This window comes from Brachyspira sp. SAP_772 (assembly GCF_009755885.1).
Lineage (GTDB): Bacteria > Spirochaetota > Brachyspiria > Brachyspirales > Brachyspiraceae > Brachyspira.
Window position 1 is genome coordinate 376902 of record NZ_VYIX01000001.1, and the last position, 20740, is coordinate 397641.

Annotated in this window: 19 protein-coding genes; 13 read left to right on the plus strand and 6 right to left on the minus strand. The window is 29.2% G+C overall.

The features are described 5' to 3' along the window. Positions 1-4 precede the first annotated feature (4 nt). The gene (locus GQX97_RS01645; RefSeq protein ID WP_157150226.1) at positions 5-607 is read left to right on the plus strand and encodes a DUF1318 domain-containing protein; all 603 of its coding nucleotides are present in this window, start codon (positions 5-7) and stop codon (positions 605-607) included. Positions 608-883: 276 nt separating this feature from the next. On the opposite strand, the gene GQX97_RS01650 is transcribed toward GQX97_RS01645, so the two are convergent. The 5 genes from GQX97_RS01650 to GQX97_RS01670 form a co-directional block, all read right to left on the minus strand. Then, on the minus strand, positions 884-2005 hold the full coding sequence (locus tag GQX97_RS01650) for an IMP dehydrogenase (protein WP_157150227.1): 1122 nt from the start codon (positions 2003-2005) through the stop codon (positions 884-886). Positions 2006-2154: 149 nt separating this feature from the next. Further along, the gene (nagE, locus tag GQX97_RS01655) at positions 2155-3624 is read right to left on the minus strand and encodes an N-acetylglucosamine-specific PTS transporter subunit IIBC (RefSeq protein WP_157150228.1); all 1470 of its coding nucleotides are present in this window, start codon (positions 3622-3624) and stop codon (positions 2155-2157) included. Between the two features lie 97 nt (positions 3625-3721). Next, the gene (locus GQX97_RS01660; protein ID WP_157150229.1) at positions 3722-4480 is read right to left on the minus strand and encodes an MBL fold metallo-hydrolase; all 759 of its coding nucleotides are present in this window, start codon (positions 4478-4480) and stop codon (positions 3722-3724) included. Between the two features lie 57 nt (positions 4481-4537). Next, on the minus strand, positions 4538-5710 hold the full coding sequence (locus GQX97_RS01665) for a class I SAM-dependent RNA methyltransferase (RefSeq protein ID WP_157150230.1): 1173 nt from the start codon (positions 5708-5710) through the stop codon (positions 4538-4540). Positions 5711-5896: 186 nt separating this feature from the next. After that, entirely contained in the window at positions 5897-6487 is a 591-nt protein-coding gene (locus tag GQX97_RS01670; RefSeq protein WP_157150231.1) for a GDSL-type esterase/lipase family protein, read from the minus strand. A gap of 302 nt (positions 6488-6789) precedes the next feature. On the opposite strand from GQX97_RS01670, the gene GQX97_RS01675 reads away from it, so the two are divergent. Beyond that, positions 6790-8157: an MATE family efflux transporter gene (locus tag GQX97_RS01675; protein WP_198391187.1), complete on the plus strand. Its 1368-nt coding sequence runs from the start codon at positions 6790-6792 to the stop codon at positions 8155-8157. A gap of 451 nt (positions 8158-8608) precedes the next feature. Next, entirely contained in the window at positions 8609-9940 is a 1332-nt protein-coding gene (locus GQX97_RS01680; protein ID WP_157150232.1) for an MATE family efflux transporter, read from the plus strand. Positions 9941-9943: 3 nt separating this feature from the next. Here GQX97_RS01680 and uvrB read toward each other — a convergent pair whose 3' ends face one another. Continuing rightward, positions 9944-11983: an excinuclease ABC subunit UvrB gene (gene uvrB / locus GQX97_RS01685; RefSeq protein ID WP_157150233.1), complete on the minus strand. Its 2040-nt coding sequence runs from the start codon at positions 11981-11983 to the stop codon at positions 9944-9946. Positions 11984-12322: 339 nt separating this feature from the next. Between uvrB and rsmH the strand changes: the two genes are divergently transcribed. From rsmH to fliF, 10 genes are all read left to right on the plus strand, one after another. Next, positions 12323-13216 carry a 16S rRNA (cytosine(1402)-N(4))-methyltransferase RsmH gene (rsmH, locus tag GQX97_RS01690; RefSeq protein ID WP_157150234.1) on the plus strand — a complete coding sequence of 298 codons (894 nt, stop codon included), beginning with the start codon at positions 12323-12325 and terminating at the stop codon, positions 13214-13216. Between the two features lie 11 nt (positions 13217-13227). Further along, the gene (locus GQX97_RS01695; protein ID WP_157150235.1) at positions 13228-13566 is read left to right on the plus strand and encodes a septation ring formation regulator EzrA; all 339 of its coding nucleotides are present in this window, start codon (positions 13228-13230) and stop codon (positions 13564-13566) included. 65 nt (positions 13567-13631) lie between these two features. Beyond that, positions 13632-15155 (plus strand): UDP-N-acetylmuramoyl-L-alanyl-D-glutamate--2,6-diaminopimelate ligase, encoded by a 1524-nt coding sequence (locus GQX97_RS01700; RefSeq protein ID WP_157150236.1) that lies wholly within the window; start codon positions 13632-13634, stop codon positions 15153-15155. A gap of 110 nt (positions 15156-15265) precedes the next feature. After that, positions 15266-15763, plus strand: coding sequence for a thiol peroxidase (gene tpx / locus GQX97_RS01705; protein WP_157150237.1), 498 nt, complete (start codon positions 15266-15268; stop codon positions 15761-15763). Between the two features lie 76 nt (positions 15764-15839). Continuing rightward, positions 15840-16325, plus strand: a complete 486-nt coding sequence (locus GQX97_RS01710; protein ID WP_157150238.1) for a glutathione peroxidase — start codon at positions 15840-15842, stop codon at positions 16323-16325. A 155-nt stretch (positions 16326-16480) separates the two neighbouring features. After that, positions 16481-17218 (plus strand): copper homeostasis protein CutC, encoded by a 738-nt coding sequence (locus GQX97_RS01715; protein WP_157150239.1) that lies wholly within the window; start codon positions 16481-16483, stop codon positions 17216-17218. 64 nt (positions 17219-17282) lie between these two features. Continuing rightward, positions 17283-17999: an AzlC family ABC transporter permease gene (locus tag GQX97_RS01720; protein ID WP_157150240.1), complete on the plus strand. Its 717-nt coding sequence runs from the start codon at positions 17283-17285 to the stop codon at positions 17997-17999. Then, positions 17992-18321, plus strand: coding sequence for a branched-chain amino acid transporter permease (locus GQX97_RS01725; RefSeq protein ID WP_157150241.1), 330 nt, complete (start codon positions 17992-17994; stop codon positions 18319-18321). Before GQX97_RS01720 ends, GQX97_RS01725 begins: the two co-directional genes overlap by 8 nt. Positions 18322-18332: 11 nt before the next feature. Continuing rightward, positions 18333-18818, plus strand: a complete 486-nt coding sequence (locus GQX97_RS01730) for a CinA family protein (RefSeq protein ID WP_157150242.1) — start codon at positions 18333-18335, stop codon at positions 18816-18818. 216 nt (positions 18819-19034) lie between these two features. Continuing rightward, complete coding sequence (gene fliF / locus GQX97_RS01735; protein ID WP_157150243.1) at positions 19035-20732, plus strand: flagellar basal-body MS-ring/collar protein FliF; 1698 nt, start codon at positions 19035-19037, stop codon at positions 20730-20732. Positions 20733-20740 lie beyond the last annotated feature (8 nt).

Sequence of the window (20740 nt, forward strand, 5' to 3'; positions counted from 1 at the left end):
TTTTATGAAGAAGTATTTAATGTTTTGTATTTTTATATCAATAATTTTTACTAGCTGTTCTAAGCTAATATTAGTTCAAGAGCCTGAGATGAGAGTTTTGGGCGGAAAGACTTTAATAGAAGCACAGGTTTTGGGAAGATATAGACAAATTGATGAGAGTGCTTATCAGATTTCCACTCTTTCAACAGATAAAGATTTAAGCCTAATAATGGTGAGTACAAATGTTTCTGATGAAGTTGCTGCAGAATATAAAGAAGCTTTAATTAGGAGCATGTTTAATCAAGATGAGATTAACCTTTATAAAACTAATGCCTATATTGGTGAGAACAATAGCGGATATTTATCATATATAGCATTTGATGTTACAGAGCCTGAAGTTCAATATGGAGAGACTAGAATAGAATATATAAAAGAAATAATGGAAAAAGAGAATGCTGACAGAAAGATTATAGCTGAATATTTAATATTATCAGACCCTAAACTTACAATGTCTAATATAAAAGAAGTAGAGGCAGCACTTTATAAGAGAAATATAGAGCGTCTTGTAAATAATAGCTACTATCAGCTTCCAGATAATAGCTGGACTTTATACACAAACTCTAATTAATATTAGCTAAAAAACGAAGTTTATAAAAGTTTTATTGTTCTTTTTCCCGCCTTCGCATCCACAGGCACTTCCTTCGGTCGTCCTGAAGGACTACCGTTGGTCGTAAAAGAAGCGGGGTGCTACCCTACGGGCACACTTCGCGAAAGTACAAATATTTAAGTTATTCTCTCTTGCTTAGCTAAAGTGCAAGTTAAGAAAATAATATTATTTTATATATAATTAAACTAAAACAATATAAATATTTATTAATTTACTTCTTTATCTTAAAAATATATTTTAATAATTAGGTGCTTTGGAAGTAATTTTTACATCATGTACATGGCTTTCAGCAAGACCTTGATTTGTAATTTTAAGGAATACTGCTTTTTTCTGTAATTCCTCTATAGTTTTAGCACCAATATAGCCCATTCCAGAACGAATACCGCCTGTAATCTGGTAAACAACATCAGCAACATGACCTTTATATTCGGTAACACCTTCTATGCCTTCAGGTACAAACTTAGATTTGTTTACAACCTCACTTTGGAAATATCTATCTTTACTTCCATGAAGCATAGCACCAACAGAACCCATTCCTCTATAAGGTTTATATTTTTTACCATCAATTATAATAACATCACCGGGAGCCTCATATGTGGAAGAGAAAAGTCCTCCAGCCATCACAGCATCAGCACCTATAGCAAAAGCCTTTACTATATCACCAGAATATTTTATGCCACCATCAGCAATAGCACCTACATTATTTTGTTTAGCTATCTCAGAAGCATCTTCTATAGCTGTAAGCTGAGGTACACCAACTCCAGCAATAATTCTTGTTGTACATATAGAACCAGCACCAATACCTATTTTTATAGCATCAACACCAGCATCAATCAAAGCCTTAGCCCCGTCTTTTGTAGCAATGTTTCCAGCTATAACTTCTACTTGAGAATATTTCTTTTTTATATCAGCTATAGCATTTAATACATTTTTTGAATGACCATGTGCTGTATCTATTACTATTATATCTACACCAGCTTCTATTAATTTTTCTGTTCTTTCATACCTATCATCGGATATTCCTATAGCAGCAGCAGCAAGTAATAAACCTTTTTCATTAATGCTTGCTTTTTGTTTATTTTCGATATCTTTAAAACTTTTTACAATTTCTACTTCTTTTGCCTGTTGTTCTAATGTCATATTTTTATGTATAACCCCTAAGCCTCCGCATAAAGCCATTGCTATAGCCATTTTTGATTCTGTAACTGTGTCCATGGGCGAGCTTATTAATGGAGTTCTTAATGTTATTTTTTTTGTTAATTTTCTTTCTAAAGATACATCTTTGGGAAGAATATCTGATTCTTGTGGTACTAATAATACATCGTCAAAGGTGAGAGCTTCTTTTAAATTAGCTGGCATAAGATAAAATCCTTAAAATAAAAATTCAATGAATAATTATATAATGCAAATACTTTTATTGCAATTATTTTTTCTTTATTATTTTTGTATAAATAAAAAGGCACAGCATTATAAAAATGCCATGCCCATATAATTAAAACAATAATATATTATTTTTTTGCTAATTTTTTAAACTCATCTGCCAAGAATTGAACATCAGTACCTACTATTACTTGTACGGAAGTTTTACCAGGTTTCAATACTCCAGGGAAATGTTTTCTAATTTCAGCGTCCTTAACTACAGAATTATCTTTTACTTCTAATCTTAATCTTGTAGCACAATTATCAATATCAACTATATTGTCAATTCCTCCAAGTAAAGGAAGAAGCAATAAAGCTTTATTGGCATAAGAATTACCTTTAGGTGTTGCTACAGTAACTTCTATTTCTTCTACATCATCATCATCTTCTCTTCCAGGAGTTTTAAGGTTAAATTTCTGAATAGCGAAGTTGAAAATAACAAAATAAAGTATGAAAAATACTATACCTTGTATAATTAACATATACCATTGAGTAGCTAAAGGGTTTCTAGTAGAAAGAACAAGGTCTATCAAACCAGCAGAGAAACCAAAACCAGCAATCCATTGCATGCTAGAAGAAATAATCAAAGATATAGCAGTTAATATAGCGTGTATAAGATATAATACAGGAGCAACAAACATAAATGAGAATTCTATAGGCTCAGTAACACCAGTAAAGAAACTAGCAAAACCAGCAGCCAACATTATAGAACGAATTTTATTTCTATTTTCAGGTTTAGCATTTTTAATGAAAGCCAAACAAGCACCCAAAAGACCAAACATCATAATAGGGAAGAAACCAGCCTGATACATACCAGTTTGTCCAATAATACCAGTACCAGCATCAATAGAAGCCTGACCGCCCAAGAAATTAGGTATATCATTAATACCAGCAACGTCAAACCAAAATACTGAGTTAAGAGCATGGTGTAAACCAACAGGAATTAAAAGTCTGTTAAAGAAACCATAAATACCAGCCCCTATAGGTCCAAGACTAATGATAGCTTCACCAAAACTTACTAAACCGCCATAAATAGCAGGCCATACAGCCATTAATATGAATGATGCTATCATCATAACACCAGAAGTAATTATAGGTACAAATCTTCTTCCGCTAAAGAATGCTAAGAATTCCGGCAATTTTACTTCAGAAAACTTATTGTATAATCCTCCAGCTATAATACCGCAAAGTATACCTATAAATTGGTTATTAATTTTAGCAAAACCGGGAGCCACATCAGCAACATCTTTACTTTGAATCATAGCAACAGTAGCAGGAGCTAAAAGAGTTGTTACAACTAGAAATGCTACTAATCCAGCCAAAGCTGCAGCACCATTTCTATCTTTAGACATACCAAAAGCAACACCAACCGCAAACAATATAGGCATATTATCTATAATAGAACCGCCTGCCTTAATAAAGAATGCAGCAACAGGACTTCCGCCTCCCCATCCATTAGGGTCTATCCAGTAACCAATACCCAAAAGGATAGCAGCTGCAGGCAATACGGCTACAGGTACCATTAAGGATTTACCTATTTTTTGTAGATAACCAAACATTATATCCTCCAATATATAAAAATGTTTTTTATACATAATCGTATATATATAAGTATATACGATTAATATTTATAATCAATATTAAAAGATAGACATATTATATTTCTAGTGTTAGTCCATCATATGCTCCATACATATCTTTTGGAAGCTCTTTCTCTAAGTTTTTATGCAAAACATCATGAGTTAAGTGTGTAAAAAAAGTTTTTTTGGCTTTTATAATATCTGCTATATTAACTGATTCTTGAAGTGATAAATGTGTACTATGAGGGCGATATCTTAATCCATTTAATACTAGAATTTCACTGCCTTCTATGAGTTTTAAGCTTTCATCGCTTATGAAACTTGCATCTGTAATATATGTGAAGTTATTAAATCTATAGCCTAATATATTTAATATACCATGTTTTACAGGAATAGGTGTTACAGTTATATCATCAAACTTCATAGGTTTTTCTATAATGTGAAATTGTAAATCTGGTATACCACCACCTATTTGAACGGGATTAAATATGTAATTATATTTATCTTTCAATACCTCCATAGTATCTTCATTACCATAACAATCTATATGCCTATGCATCATAAAGTTTAATGAACGTAAATCTACTATTCCAGAAGAATGGTCTGCATGATGATGAGTGTAGAATACTGCTTCTAAGCTATCAACTTTTTCTCTAAGCATTTGCTCTCTAAAATCTAAAGAAGTATCTATTATGTAGTTTTTATTTTTATGCTGTATTAAAACAGATGATCTTGTTCTTTTATCTCTTTTGTCTCTACTCTTACAAACATTACATTTGCAGCCTATCATAGGCACACCATCGGATGTACCAGTTCCTAAAAAAATTATTTTCATAATGTTTTATCACTCCTAAAGAGAATTATATATTTTTTACTGCTAATATCAATATAATTATTTTATCTCTAAACAAGATACTAACTCTATATGATAAGTATCTGGAAACATATCTATTATATTTAAATCTATTAATTGATAATAGTCTTTTAATAAATTAATATCTCTTGCAAATGTCATAGGGTTGCAAGAAATATATATAATTTTTTTGGGCTTTATTCTAATAATATTTTCTATTACTTTTTTATCTAATCCATCACGAGGAGGATCAACAAATAATGCATCTACATTATAATTTATTTTTTTTAATGTTTCGTTTGCATCTTCTTTTATAATATCTTTTGCAATATTTATAGCGTCAGAACTTATTTCAGAAGACACTAATTTATAATCAACATTCAAACTTTTTAATTTCTCTTTAATAGCAACAGTAAAAAATCCGCTTCCTGCATAAAGTTCAACTATATTTTTATCATATTCATTAAAGTATTTAACAGCATTCTTTTGAAACTCATCTAGCAAATAATGATTTGATTGAAAAAAGCTTTTATGTGATAATGGAACTTTTCCAAAATATGTATTGTAATTTGTTTTGTCTATGCCGTATGTTTTTATTTTCTTTTTTTGTTTTATAGTGATTCCGTCAAAATAGCTTATATCTATATTTTTATTTTGTTTTAGAATATCAGCAAATGATAGTGTTTTACCATTATTACTTTCTATGGCATAAATACTTCCTGTGATGTTGTTGTGAAGAGAGAATTTTTTTATTTTATCAAACAGTTTCTCTTTTAATATAATACATTCATCTATATGCACAAACTCATTAGTATTAAATTTATAAAAGCCAATATTACCATCTTTAGCTATCATATTTACACGTAGTCTATAATGTTCATTAGACGATTTTATTATATTTATATCATTATAATATTCAATGCTTCTTATAGCATTTAATACAATTCTTTTTTTTATTTCTAATTGCTTATTATATTCAATATGATTAAATACGCATCCTCCGCAGATACCTGCATATTTACATTTTGCTTTTATTCTATACTTTGAAGGCTCTATAATACTATTTATATTAGCATAGCAAAAGTTCTTATTTTCTTTTTTTACCAATATATCAACTACATCACCTTCAACAGAATGTGCTACAAATATTATTTTTCCATCTTTAGCAATTCCATATCCGCCGTAAGCCGTGTCTATTATTTTTACTTTCATAAGGCTAATTATACATTAAAATATTAATATATCCACAATTAAATATTAATTATACTTATATAGATTTTTTATAAAATATTTTACCTTTTTTTATAAGTTCTGTTTTAATAATTAGTATTTTTCATAAATAATCTCCCACTTTTATTTGGCTTTATCTTTATAAAGCTGAATAAAAGTGAATCCTTTTTACTTTATATATTCTTTTAATCTTTCAAATATGTAAGAAGAAAACACATTATGTCCTTCGCTATTTAAATGAACACCGTCAAAATACAAATCATAATATTTATATTCTTTTAATATTTCATTTGTAAACATCTTGTAAACATCAATGCATTTTATATTATTTTCTTTTGTGTATGAATTAATAAAATTAACATACTCTATTAATATGCTTGACATTTCTTCTAAATTGCCAACTTCAAAAAATGTAAAATCTTCTTTTATAAAAGGTATAGGTGTAAATATTATTATATCTATATTCTTTTCTTTAGATTTATTTACTATATCAACGAAGCTTTGTTTTATATTTTCTAAAGGCTTAAAAAGAAATATATCATTTACCCCGCCCATAAGTATTAAACTATCAGCTTTTTCATTAATAACATCATTATCAAAACGAAAATACATTGAAGAAATAGTATCTCCGTTTATTCCTTTGTTTAAAAACTCTATATTAGAGTTATTGAATTTAGTATTTAATATATAAGTCCAAACTTGTTTTCTATTAACCATATATCCATAAGTGGTGCTGTCTCCAAGGCAAACTATTTTCATAATAATATATCCGTTATAATTAAGATTTATTATATATAATACAATAGATTTAAATAATTTTCTTTAATGTGCTATATTTTTGTTATTAAAAAACATAAAAAAATTAGTACTAAATTTGACTTTTATTTTGTTGTATGCTATTATTAATGGCGTTCATCGGAGGGTGAAATAACATTTGAAGTTATTAGCTGGATAAGATGGCGGGTGAAATTCCCGTTTTCTTATCCAGCTTTTTTTTTGAATTTTTTTATTATTTGGCAAACTTAAAAAGAATTATTAATAAACACTTAGGAGCTGTAAAAATGAAAGAACAAACTTTAACACAAGGAAAAATATTAAAATCATTAATACTGTTTGCTTTTCCTGTACTTATAGCATTGTTTTTGCAAGCTATGTATGGGGCAGCGGACTTAATTATAGTAGGGAAGTTTGCGGGTACTAATGAGCAGTCAGGTGTTGCATCTGGAAGTCAGCTATTTAATATGATAACTATGATAATAACAGGGCTTACTATGGGAATTACAGTATTTGTGGGTGATGCTATAGGTGCTAACAAAAAAGAAAAGGCCGGAAATGGTATTGGAAGCGGTATTATTATTTTTGCTGTTATTGCTATTATTATCACTTTAATTATTGTGCCTTTTAGTGATTTGATTGCAAGTTATATGCATGCTCCAAAAGAGGCATTTAAGCAAACAAGTAATTATATAAAAATATGTGCAATTGGTACTATATTTATTGTGGCATACAATTGCATAGGGGCTATATTTAGAGGAATTGGAGATTCAAAGACTCCGTTAATTACGGTTGCTATTGCTTGTTTTATCAATATAGTAGGAGATATTATATTGGTTGCTGGTTTTAATATGGGGGCTTCTGGTGCTGCTATTGCTACTGTTAGCTCTCAGGCTATTAGTGTTGTGTTTTCACTTTATTTTATAAGCAAAAAGAAACTTCCTTTTAATTTTTCTAAGAAATATATTAGATTAGAAAAAGAGTGTGTAAAGAAGATACTTATTATAGGCTCTCCTATAGCTTTGCAGGAGATGCTTGTGCAGTTTTCATTTTTATTTATACAGGTAATAGTTAATGGAATGGGGGTTATGGAATCTGCTGCTGTGGGAGTTGCTGAGAAGGTATGCGTATTTTTAATGCTTGTTGCTTCTGCCTATATGCAATCAATATCGGCATTTGTTGCTCAAAATAATGGGGCAGGGTTATATGAACGCTCTCAAAAAGCTTTGATTTATGGTATAAGAACCGCTTTAATTGCTGGAATGTGTACTAGTATAATTACTTTAGTTTTTGGAAATTTGCTTTCTAATATATTTTCTAATGAGAGATTGGTTATATTAGCATCTTATAGTTATTTAAAAGCTTATGCTATAGATTGTTTGCTTACTGCTATATTATTTTGTTTTGTAGGATATTTTAATGGATGTGGAAAGACGTTGTTTGTGATGATACAGGGAATAGTAGGGGCTTTTTTTGTGAGGATACCCGTTGTATATTTAATGAGCCATATTGATAATGCTTCTCTTTTTTACATAGGTCTTGCTACACCTATATCATCTATAGTGCAGATAATTTTATGTTTAATAGCTTACAATTATTATAAGAGAGATTTATATAATTCAGAGAAATTGGAGAAATCTTATTCTACTATTTGATAATATTTAGGATTTAAAAAAATAGCTTTATATATTTTTATATAAGGCTATTTTTGTTTTTTTATAATATAATTTTTTTTAGTATATACTAAAAAATTATTAAGTTTTATAATTTTCAGTTTTTAAATTTATTATTTGTGGTGGCTTTGCCCCCACCCCCCCAGTTCTTTTTGTGGCCAAAAGAACCAAAAAGACTGCATTTGAATAATACTATCTTTATGTACATACAGAATACTGGTGTTATTTGAGTTTTTTAATATACATATCTATGATATCAAATTTTTGATTAAGCCCGTATAGTTTTTAGACAAAAAAGTTGATAATACATTTAGAAAACATAAAAATTGATAAAATAAAATTATTTCAGTATATCAAAATTTTTACTATGTATTTGTATTTTTTCTAAAACACATATAACATATATGCATAATTTTTTGCAGGTTTTTTTATTATGACAAAAGATATGACTGTAGGAAGTCCGTTTAAGACTATAATATATTTTTCTATACCTATGCTTATAGGAGGAATATTTCAGCAATTCTATGGAGTTGCAGATACTATTATAATAGGCAAGTTTGTAGGTTCAAGGGCATTAGCCTCTATTGGAGCTACAACTTCCACTATGTTTTTCTTTTTATCTTTTGCTATAGGTTTTACTAATGCTTTTTCTATAGTAATGGGTCAGTTTTTTGGTGCTAAAAATGAAACTATGCTTAAAACTACTTTTCTTAATTCCATATATTTAACATTATTTAGCTCTTTAATTCTTTTTGTACTTGGAATATTTTTATCAAGACCTCTTATGATATTATTGAAAACACCAGAAGACATAATAGATAATTCGGTATTATATTTGCAAATATGTGTGGGCTTATCATTTGGGCAGCTTATATATAATGGAGCTTCTAGTATATTAAGGGCTTTGGGAGACAGTAAAACGCCTTTATATTTTTTAATACTTACAACCGTTTTAAACATCATATTAGATTTAATTTTTGTTGCTTTACTCAAAATGAATGTATTTGGTGTTGCCATTGCTACTGTAATATCACAAATAATATCTGCTTTTTTAAGTGTGTTATATATTATTAAAAAATTTCCTATATTGAAACTTCATAGAGAGGATATTATTTTTAATTTTGAGAATCTATTTATGATAATAAAAATAGGAGTTTCTATGAGTATACAGGCAGTATTTTTGTCTATAGGGGAGATGATTATAAGCGGAGTTGTTAATACATTTGGCACTAATGTTGTAGCATCATACACAACAGGAAATAGAATAAATCAATTTGCTTCTATGGCATATTTTGTGGTGTCTGAGGCTTTTGCTGTTTATGTAGCACAAAATTTTGGGGCTCAAAAGTTTGATAGAATTAAAGAAGGTTTTAGAAGCATAATAATATTATCATTATCTTTGAGTTTATTTGCAACGTTTATTATATTTATATTTGGAGATAATTTGATAAGGCTTTTTATTTCAAGTAATGATAAATATATAGAAATAATAGTAGAGATATGCAGGGGCTATTTAAGAATATCATCAATGTTTTATCCATTTTTAGCTATAATACTATTATACAACAACTCTATAAGAGCAATAGGAAAAGCACTTATTCCTTTAATTTCTGGAATAGTTGAGCTTGTTATAAAGGTTGGAGGGTCAGTATTTTTATCTATACCATTTGGATATGTTGGAGTGTGGTTTGCAAATCCTGTTGGCTGGGCTTTGGGTATACTTCCTTCTTGCATTTATTTTCACAAATACGCTTTTAAAAAGTAATGTTTAACGTTTAGCTCTTTTTGAAGTGATATTTTTATGTACTGATTTTTTAGCTGGCTTTAACTGTTTAAGCTGATTTATTTTCTCTCTTATTTCAATAGCTTTTTCAAACTCTAAACTATCTGAAGCTTTTTTCATCTCTTTTTCAAGCTCTTTTATATAATCATCGCTTTTTTGTTCTGGGTCAATTTTTACTCTTTCATTGAAGCGTCTAAAGTCAAAATGAAGTTCATAAGAGGTTTCAACTTTTTCTTCTCTTTCAATTATATCTTGTATTTTTTTGATTATTGTTTTTGGTGTGATGTTATGCTCTTTGTTGTAGTCCATTTGTATTTTTCTTCTTCTTTCTGTTTCATCAATGGCTACTTTCATAGCATCGCTTATGGTATCAGCAAACATTATCACTCTGCCATTAGCATTTCTTGCAGCACGTCCTATTGTTTGTATTAGGGTAGTAGTGTTTCTTAAAAAACCTGTTTTATCGGCATCAAGTATTAGTATGAGTGATACTTCAGGTACATCAAGCCCCTCTCTCAAAAGGTTAATACCTACAAGCACATCAAAAGCCCCAAGCCTCAAATCTCTTATTATCTCAACACGTTCAACTGTTTGAATGTCTGAATGTAAATAACGAGTTCTCACTCCATTTTCATTTAAATATTTTGTGAGGTCTTCTGCCATTTTTTTGGTTAGTGTTGTTATAAATATTCTTTCGTTGTTGGATACCGTTTTTTTAATCTCTTCAAGAATTCTGTCTATTTGGCCATTTATAGGGTATACTTCAATTATAGGGTCAAGGAGTCCCGTTGGGCGGATTATCTGCTCTACAACTTGACTGCTTTTTTTTAGTTCATATTCTGCAGGGGTCGCACTAATATATATTGTATCATTAGTGAGATTTTCAAACTCTTCAAAAAATAATGGACGGTTGTCTAATGCTGAAGGAAGTCTAAAACCGTATTTTACTAAAGTCTCTTTTCTGCTTCTATCTCCAAAAAACATTCCTCTAATTTGAGGTACACTCACATGCGACTCATCTATTATAGTTAAAAAATCTTTTGGAAAATAGTCTATCAAACAAGCAGGTCTGTCTCCCTCTTTACGTCCTGATAATGGGCGGGAATAATTTTCTATGCCTGCACAGTAACCCACTTCTCTAAGCATCTCCAAATCATACTTTGTTCTTCCGTATATTCTTTCAGCTTCTACTAACTTTCCTTCGGATTTGAATTTATTATACTGCTCTTCAAGTTCTTCTTCTATTAATTTTATTCCTGCTGCTAATTTGTCGCTTCCTGTAACGAAGTGTTTTGCAGGATATATTACAACTCTGTCTTGCTCTGCAATTTTTTGTCTTGTGATAGGATTAATTTTTATAATACGTTCAACAGTGTCCCCAAAAAACTCTATTCTTATAACCTCATCAGAATAGGCACTCATTATCTCTAAAGTGTCGCCAATTACTTTAAACCTTGCCCTCTCAAGCACATCTTTAACTCGTTCATATTGTATGGATACTAATTTTTCAATGATTTCATCTCTGTCGTATTCTCCATCTTTTTCTATTGCAATATATAGTTTTCTATAATCTTCAGGAGAACCCAAGCCGTATATACAAGAAACAGAAGCAACAATTATAACATCTCTCCTTTCAAGAAGCGAAGTAGTAGCTTTAAGTCTTAATCTGTCAATCTCATCATTAACAGAGGCGTCTTTATCAATATATAAATCCTTTGCAGGAACATAGGCTTCAGGCTGATAATAATCGTAGTATGAAACGAAGTATTCAACTGCATTGTTTGGGAAGAAATCTTTTAATTCTCTGTAAAGCTGTGCTGCCAAAGTTTTGTTATGCGACATTACAAGAGTAGGGCGGTTTGCTTTCTCTATCACATTTGCAATTGTAAAGGTTTTTCCGCTTGCAGTAACACCTAAAAGAGTTTGATATTTATTTTTATTTTCAAGTCCTTTAACTAAAGAGTCTATTGCTGTTATTTGGTCTCCTGAAGGTTTAAAATTCGATTCTATTTTAAAACTTTTCATTGTGCCTCGTTAATTAATAAGTGTAATAAAATTATTTTATAGTATAATTCTTAAAAAGTAAAACGTATAGTAAAACAAATACTTTTAATAGTTTCTGTATTTTTGTTGATATATTATCAACTTTTTGGTTTTTCTAATACATAAATCTATTTATTTCGATTGATATCTGTATTTTGTTAAAATGCAGTTCTTTTGCTTCTTTTATACCAATAAAAGAAGTGGGGTATGGGGCAAAGCCCCACAAACAATAAAAATATAAAAACTAAATTTTTAGTATATATCTTAATATTAAATTGCTTATATTGTTTTTTATAATAGCTTATACCGATAATATATGATATGGATAATAATATAGTTCATACACCTGTAATGCTTAAAGAAATTTTAAGTTTCATACCAGAAAATGCCAATATTGCAGTGGACGCTACATTAGGCGAGGGCGGTCATACCAAAGCAATGCTTGATTTGAACCTTGAAGTTCATAGCTTTGAGAGAGATGATAAAATACTTGAAGTTGCAAAAGAGAGGCTTAAAGATTATAAAAAGTTTCATTACTATAACAACACTTATGATAAGATGTTAGAAGAGCTTGATGAGAATGTTATTGGTAATGTTGATTTTATGCTTTATGACCTTGGAGTTTCTATGTTTCATTTCAAAAAGGCTAATAGGGGATTTTCTTTTAAAGATGATGTTAAACTTGATATGCGTCTTGGTATTAACAATAAAAGTGCTTATGATGTTATTAATAGCTATTCAGAAAAAGAGCTTGAGAGGGTTTTTAGAGAATATGGTGAGATGCATAATGCTTCAAAGATTGCAAACATTATAGTAAACGAAAGAAAGAAAAAAACTATAGAAACTTCCAAAGAATTAGAAAATATTATTTTTCATCATACAGATAAAGCAAAAAGGTTTGGTAAAATTCACCCTGCAACATTAGTGTTTCAGGCTATAAGAATAGAGGTTAATGATGAGCTTAATATATTAGAAAAGTCCATTTCAAATATCAGCAAAATTTTAAAAAATGGCGGAGTTGCTGCTATAATGAGTTATCATTCTTTGGAAGATAGAATAGTTAAGAGATTTTTGAAGGACAATGAAAAAACTAAAAATAAAGATGGTGTATTTAAATTACTAAATTCTAAGGTTATAACTCCGACAAATGAAGAGATAAAATTAAATCCCGCAAGCAGAAGTGCTAAACTTAGAATTGCAAAATTAACAGTTTAATTTGAGGTCTTATGAAAAGCAAAAAAGTTATTGATGACAGTAAAAGAGAAGTAAAAAAAGAGAAAAAAACATATAGTCTTGGGGCTGTATTTTTGGTTGTTATTATATTTGTAATATTCTCTATAGGGCTTACTTTTATAAGAAATATGAAGTCTAATGAAATTTTACAAGAAGCTCATGATTTGGATAAACAAATAGAGATTTTAGAAAAAGAAGTAAAAGTGCTTACTGCAAGAGAAGCTCAATTATCATCACCAAATAGATTTATAGAAACAGCTATAATTAATGGTTTTAGCTCTGCTGGAAATGAAGATGATATAATATATTTAAAAATAGAGTCTAATAAATAATATTTTACTATTTATGAAGTTTTAGTATTTAAATTAGTAATAAAAAACAATTTAGGTAAATAAAAATGAAATATTTTAAAGATCTTATAAAAGGCTATGATAATTTAAATACTAAAGAAATACCAAAAGAAAGCTTGAAATTAGAAATAAAATCTATAGCTTATAATTCAAAACTTGTAAAAAAAAATTATATATTTGTTGCTATTAAAGGCTTAAAAGATGATGGGCATAAATATATAGAAAGTGCTATTAAAAATAAAGCAAGCATTATTATTTATGACATTTCTGCAGATAAGAATTTTATTAAGAACCTAAAAGAAAAATATAAAAATGTTTGTTTTGTTGGAAGCAAAAATCCAAGAGAAACTTTAGCATATATAGCGTCTAAACTCTATGATGAACCTACAAAAAAAATGCATTCTATAGCAATAACAGGAACTAACGGCAAAACTACTACAAGTTATTTATTAAAAGCAGCCTTAGAGAGTAATAAAAATAAAACTGCTCTAATAGGCACTATAAAAAACATGATAGGCAAATCAGAAATAAAAACTAATCTCACAACTCCAGAGTCTATAGATTTAGAAAGTATTTTTGATAAGGCATATAAAAAAAATGTTTCTCATATTGTAATGGAAGGTTCTTCTCAGGCACTTGATATGGACAGATGCGATTATATTAATTATGATGCTGCAATATTTACAAACCTCACAGAAGACCATTTGGATTATCATATTGATATGAAAAATTATTTAAAGGCTAAATTAAAATTATTTTCTCTGCTTAAACAAAGCTCTAAAAAGAAAAAATTAGCTATTATAAACATCAATACGGATTATTTTAAAGAGATAAAAAATTATATAAAAAAATTAGATTTAAAAATGGTTACTTATGGTTTAAATGAAAAAGCAGACTATTATGCAAAGATTATAACTCTAAACTCAAAATATAGTGAATATGAGTTTTATGCTAAAGGAAAGTTTATATCAAAAGTAAAGCTATCTCTTTTGGGAGAGTTTAATGTGGTTAATTCTTTATCTGTGTTAGCTTATGCGTATGAATATAAATTGGATATAGAAAAAGTAATAAAATCTATTAAAAAGGTTCAGGTTTCTGGAAGGTTCGAAATAGTGAGTGGTGAAAAATGTCCTTTTATTGTGGCTGTTGATTATTCTCATACACCAGACAGTTTAGAAAATATATTAGTGGAATCTAGAAAATTAAAGCCTAATAGGGTGATAGTGGTATTTGGATGCGGAGGGGATAGAGATAGAAAAAAACGTCCTATAATGGCTTCTATTGCAGAAAAATATGCTGATATATCTATATTAACTACAGACAATCAAAGAACTGAAAGCATAGAGCAAATAATGTCTGATATAGAGAGTGGTTTTAATAATTCTAATTATAAAAAGATAATAGACAGAAAAGAAGCTATATTTGAGGCAGTTAAAGAAGCAAAAGAAAATGATATAGTTATAATAGCAGGCAAAGGTCATGAAACCTATCAAATATTCCCAGACAAAACTATTCATTTTGATGATAAAGAAGTTGCTAGAGAAGCATTAATAAAAGCTAATAAATGTTAGAATATTCTAAAAAATTTACTTCTATCTATTGACTTTATTTATTTAACGGTATATAGTTTTTAAATAATATAAATATTATATTATTTGATTTTAATATGAAGGAGATAAAAATGAAAATAACATTTCAAGGCGGCGAAGTACATTTAGAAGGCGTTGCATTAGTAGAAGGTGCTAAAGCTCCTGATTTTACTGGAGTTAAAACAGATTTAAGCCCATGGTCTTTAAAAGATGCTGGCGATACAGTAAAAATAATTTCTTCTGTACCATCTTTGGATACTCCTGTATGTGATGTACAAACTAAAAGATTTAATAAAGAAGCTGCTTCTTTACCTGGTGTAACAGTTGTAACAGTTTCTTTAGAYTTACCTTTTGCTCAAGCAAGATGGTGTGCTGCTGCCAATGCTAATTCACATATAGTATTATCAGATTATGCTGAAAGAGATTTTGGTAAGAAATTTGGTACTTTAATAAAAGAATTAAAACTTCTTACTCGTGCTGTATTTGTACTTGATAAAAACAATGTTGTTAAATATGTACAATATGTTCCAGAAATTACTAATGAACCTGATTATGAATCAGCAATAAAAGCAGCTAAAGAGCTTTTATAATTAAAATATTTTTTTAGAAATTAAGCATATCTTTATTTTTTAAAGGTATGCTTTTTTTAAATAAGGAGTTTAAGAGATGAGCATATATGACTATACAGTAAAAGATGCTGAAGGTAAGGATGTAAAATTAAAGAAATATGAAGGAAAAGTTTTGCTTATAATTAATAGTGCCACTAAATGAGGCTTTACTAAACAATATTCTGCGTTGCAGGATTTATATAAAAAATACAAAAAGGATGGTTTTGAAATATTAGACTTTCCTTGTAATCAATTTGGCGGACAGGCAAAAGAGCCTATTGAGGAAATCGCTGAGTTTAGAAAAGAAAAATACGGTATTACTTTTAAGTTGTTTGACAAAGTAAAAGTTAATAGCAAAAATGCTGATCCTTTATTTACTTATTTGAGAACCGAAAAACCAACTGAAGAGGGAGTTGATAAAATAAGATGGAATTTCGGTAAATTTTTAATAGACAGACATGGAAACATAGTTGGGCGTTATGACCCTAGGGTAAAGCCTGAAGAACTTGATGAGATAGTAGGCGAGTTGTTAAAAAAAGAATAAAAAATTAAGGGCTTTTATATGTTTCTATATAGAAGCTCTTTTTTATGTATTTTTAATTAAACTAAAATTCTATGTTATAGTTTTTGACAATTGAAATTTTTCTAGTATAATTAATATATTTTAACTAATTTGATAATTTATAAAGGCATTATTATATGAATAAAAAAATAGAAATATGTGTGGATAGTGTAGAGTCTTGTATAAGTGCTGAAAAAGGAGGAGCTGACAGGCTTGAACTTTGCGGCAATATGTTTGAGGGAGGTACAACTCCTAGTTTTGGTGTTTTAGAATTAGCAAGAGAGAAAATAAATATACCAATATATGCAATGGTGCGTCCTAGAGGAGGGGATTTCTGCTATAATAATATTGAGTTTGAAATAATGAAAAGAGAAATAAAACTCATGAAAGAATTAAAAATTGACGGAATAGTGTTTGGAATACTCACGAAAGATGGAAAAGTTGATAAAAAAAGATGCTGCGAGTTATTAGATTTATGGGGTAGCAGTAAAGCAACATTTCATAGGGCAATAGATGTAAGCTCTGATTTAAATAAAGCATGCGAAGATATTATATCAATTGGGTTTGAGAGAATACTTACTTCAGGCGGTGAAGCTAATGTTATGAGCGGTATAATAAAATTGAAAGAATTGGTTGAAAAATATAATGATAAAATAATAATAATGCCCGGAAGCGGAATAAATGAAAGAAACATTGAATATATAAAAGAGATTGTTAAGGCTAATGAATATCATATGACAGCAAACAAGACAGTTGAAAGTGTGATGCAATACAGAAATGAAAATATATTTATGGGGGTAGCTTTAAGGTCTCCAGAGTTTAGTGTTAAATATACCGATGAAAATAAAGTTAAGAATATTAAATCAAAAATATGATATTGACATAAATTAATATTTAATTATGATATCTATTCGATAATTTAGTAAATAATAAGAAAATATGAATAAACAAGAATTAGTTTCAACATTAAAATACGCTTTTCCAAAGACTATACCAGTTCTCATTGGATATTTATTTTTAGGTATGGCTTATGGTATATTGATGAAGGCGAAGGGTTTTAGTACTTTTCTTGCTATGTTTATGAGTATGGCGGCATATTGCGGAAGTATGCAGTATGTAGCTATAAATTATTTGTTTTTAGCTCCTTTTAATCCTTTATACGCTTTTATATTAACATTAACAGTAAACTCAAGAATGTCTTTTTATGGCATATCAATGGTAAGTAAATATAAGGGCACTGGTTTATTAAAGCCTTTTTTAATATTTTCTTTGAGCGATGAGACTTTTTCTATACTTTGCAGTGGTACTGTTCCTGAAAATGTAAACAGAAAAGCGTTTTTATTTTTTGTTTCTTTTTTTGATTATATTTATTGGGCTTTGGGTACTTTAATTGGATGTTTGATAGGTAATATTATTAGGTTTAATACCAAAGGGCTTGATTTTGTTTTAACTGCTTTATTTGTGGTGATATTTGTAGAGCAATGGCTTGATAGCAATAATAATCATAAGGGAGCTATTATAGGACTTATATGTTCCATACCTATTTTGATATTTAAAACCAATATATTTATAGTATTTTCTATGGTTTTAATATTTATTGTTATAAGCATTAGTTATAAGATTGATAAACGTAGAGAGAGGGGAGTCAATGAGTGATAGAGAAATTTTTATAACTGCATTAGTAGTTGTTTTTGCAACAGCTATTTTAAGATTGTTGCCTTTTATAATAATAAGAAAATCTATTGCTGAAAGAAGATATATTCAATACTTAGGAGATATAATCCCATATGCCATGATAGCACTGCTTGTAATATATTGCATAAAAGACATAAATATAATAAAATTCCCATATGGCTTGCCTGAAATAATATCTATAATTGTTGTAGCCATTTTCCAAATTATTAAAAGAAATGTGCTTATTAGTATAGGTTTGGGTACAGTTATATATATGTTTTTAGTGCAGGTTATTTTTGTTTAGGATTTATATTTATGGATAGAATAAAAGTAAAATCTCAAAATGTAGTAAAACTTCTTATTGAGAAGAGATTAAAAATTACTTCTGCTGAGTCTTGCACAGGAGGGCTTTTTTCTTCATCTATAACATCTGTAAGCGGTTCATCAGAATGCTTTGAAGGCTCTTTTGTAACATATTCTAATAGAATAAAAAACAAAATTATAGGCGTAAAAGAAGAAACTTTGTCAAAATATGGTGCTGTTAGCGAAGAGTGCGTGTTAGAAATGGCAGAAAACAGTAGAAAAATGATGGATAGTGATATATCAATAGCAATAAGCGGTATAGCAGGTCCAAATGGAGGCACTAAAGAGAAGCCTGTTGGATTAGTCTTTATATGTTTATCAGCAGAAAATTATATAAAAGCTTATAAAAACATATTCTATGGAGATAGAGATAATATTAGAAACTTAAGTGTATTATTTGCTTTAGATTTGGTTGAAAATTATATACAAAATCTTTAATTTGTAAAAATTGCAAAAAATGATACTAAAACCGTTAAAAAGCGAAAAAAGTAATATAAAGGCTCAAAAATATTATGTTTACTTATTGACAAAAATAATTATGTAAACTAATATATAAAACATATAAAAAAATTGGAAATAAACATAATTTTTTTATAAAGTAAACATAACTATAGCCGATACAATATAAAGAGAACTTTTTAAGGTGGTATTCTAATGGATTTTGTGAATAAATTAATTGGGCAAGTAAAAAATATTTTCGCAAAAACTACAAAAGTACAAAAAGCTATACTTATAGGGGTATTAGTAGTTGCTTTAGGAGCAATAGCAGCTACAGTATTTTTTACTTCTAGAAGAGCAGGTACATTATTGTTTCAAAATGCACTAACACAAGAAGATGCAAGAAATGTTATAGCTGTTTTGGATGCAAACAATATCAAATATCAATATAGAAATGGATTTATTACATTAAACAATGAGGCTGATAAAGCTAAAGCAGAATTGGAATTAGTAAAAGAAGGCAGAATGCCAATGGGAGTAGATGGTTGGGAATTATTTGATGCTCCTCGTATCGGTATAACAGATGCAGAATTAGATATTAACAAAAGAAGATCATTAACAAAAGCAATAACACAATTATTAACTAAATTAGATTTTGTACAAGAGGCTACAGTTGATTTGGCATTTCCTAAGAAAGAATATTTAACAGATGTAGATTCCCCTGTTACAGCATCAGTAGTAATTAAAGCACAGCCTTTCAAAGAAGATGTTTTAAGAGACCCAAAAACAGTTAGAGGCTTACAACAATTAATAGCTATGGGTGTTGATAAATTAAAACCAGAGTTTGTAACAATTACAGATAGTACAGGATACGTATTAACTGATTTTACAGATGAGGCTGCTAATTTAAAATTAAAAGTAGCTCAAGAAGAGTTAAAAATAGTTGACAGAGAGAGAAAAAAGATAGAAAATAAAATAAGACAAACATTAGGAAGAATATATACAAATAGAGTAGAGACAACAATAGCATTAGAACTTATATGGGACGATATTACAATAACAAATAATTTGGTTCTTCCTATAATACTTAAAGAAGATGACCCAACAACACCTTATGATGATAGCCAATTTACAAATAAAGTTCAAGTATCAAGCCGTACAGTAACAGAAGATTGGAAAGGTCAGCAATTTATACCACAAGGTGCAGCTGGTGCAGAGGAAAATGTTCCTCCGGGTTATAAAGATAAAACAGACAGATGGCAGACATACACAAAAACAGATAGCCAAGATAACTATGAATTAAGCAAAAGATACGAAGCTATAAAGAAAGGAAGCTATCAGATAGGTAAAATATCTGCTGCTGTTGCTTTAGATGGAAGATGGACAAAGGTTTATGATGCTAATGGTAATGCTGTAATAACTAATGGTTCTAGCTATTTAAGAGAGTATCATCCAGTAACTGCTGATGAGATAAAAAATGTTACAGCATTAGTACAAGCAGCTATAGGATATGACTTAAAAAGAGGTGACCAAGTTAGCGTAACACATATTCAGTTTGACCATTGGGATAGATTTAATGCAGAAGATGCTAAATTATTAAGAAACAATTTTATAAAGAGAGTTCTTATAATTTCTATGATAGGATTGTTGGCATTATTTATATTAGTGCTTATAATCAGATCTATACAGAAAGAGCTTGCTAGAAGACGCAGACTTAGAGAGGAAGAGCTTGAACGCAAACAGATGGAAATGCGTAGACAGGCTATGATGAATGCCAATGAAGAACCTATGAGTGAGATTAACTTAGAGGATGCAGCTCGTAAGAAACTTATGGAAGAAGTTATAAGAGTAAGTCATGAAAGACCAGAGGATGTTGCTCAATTGCTACGTACTTGGATGGCAGATGATAAATAAATAAGTTA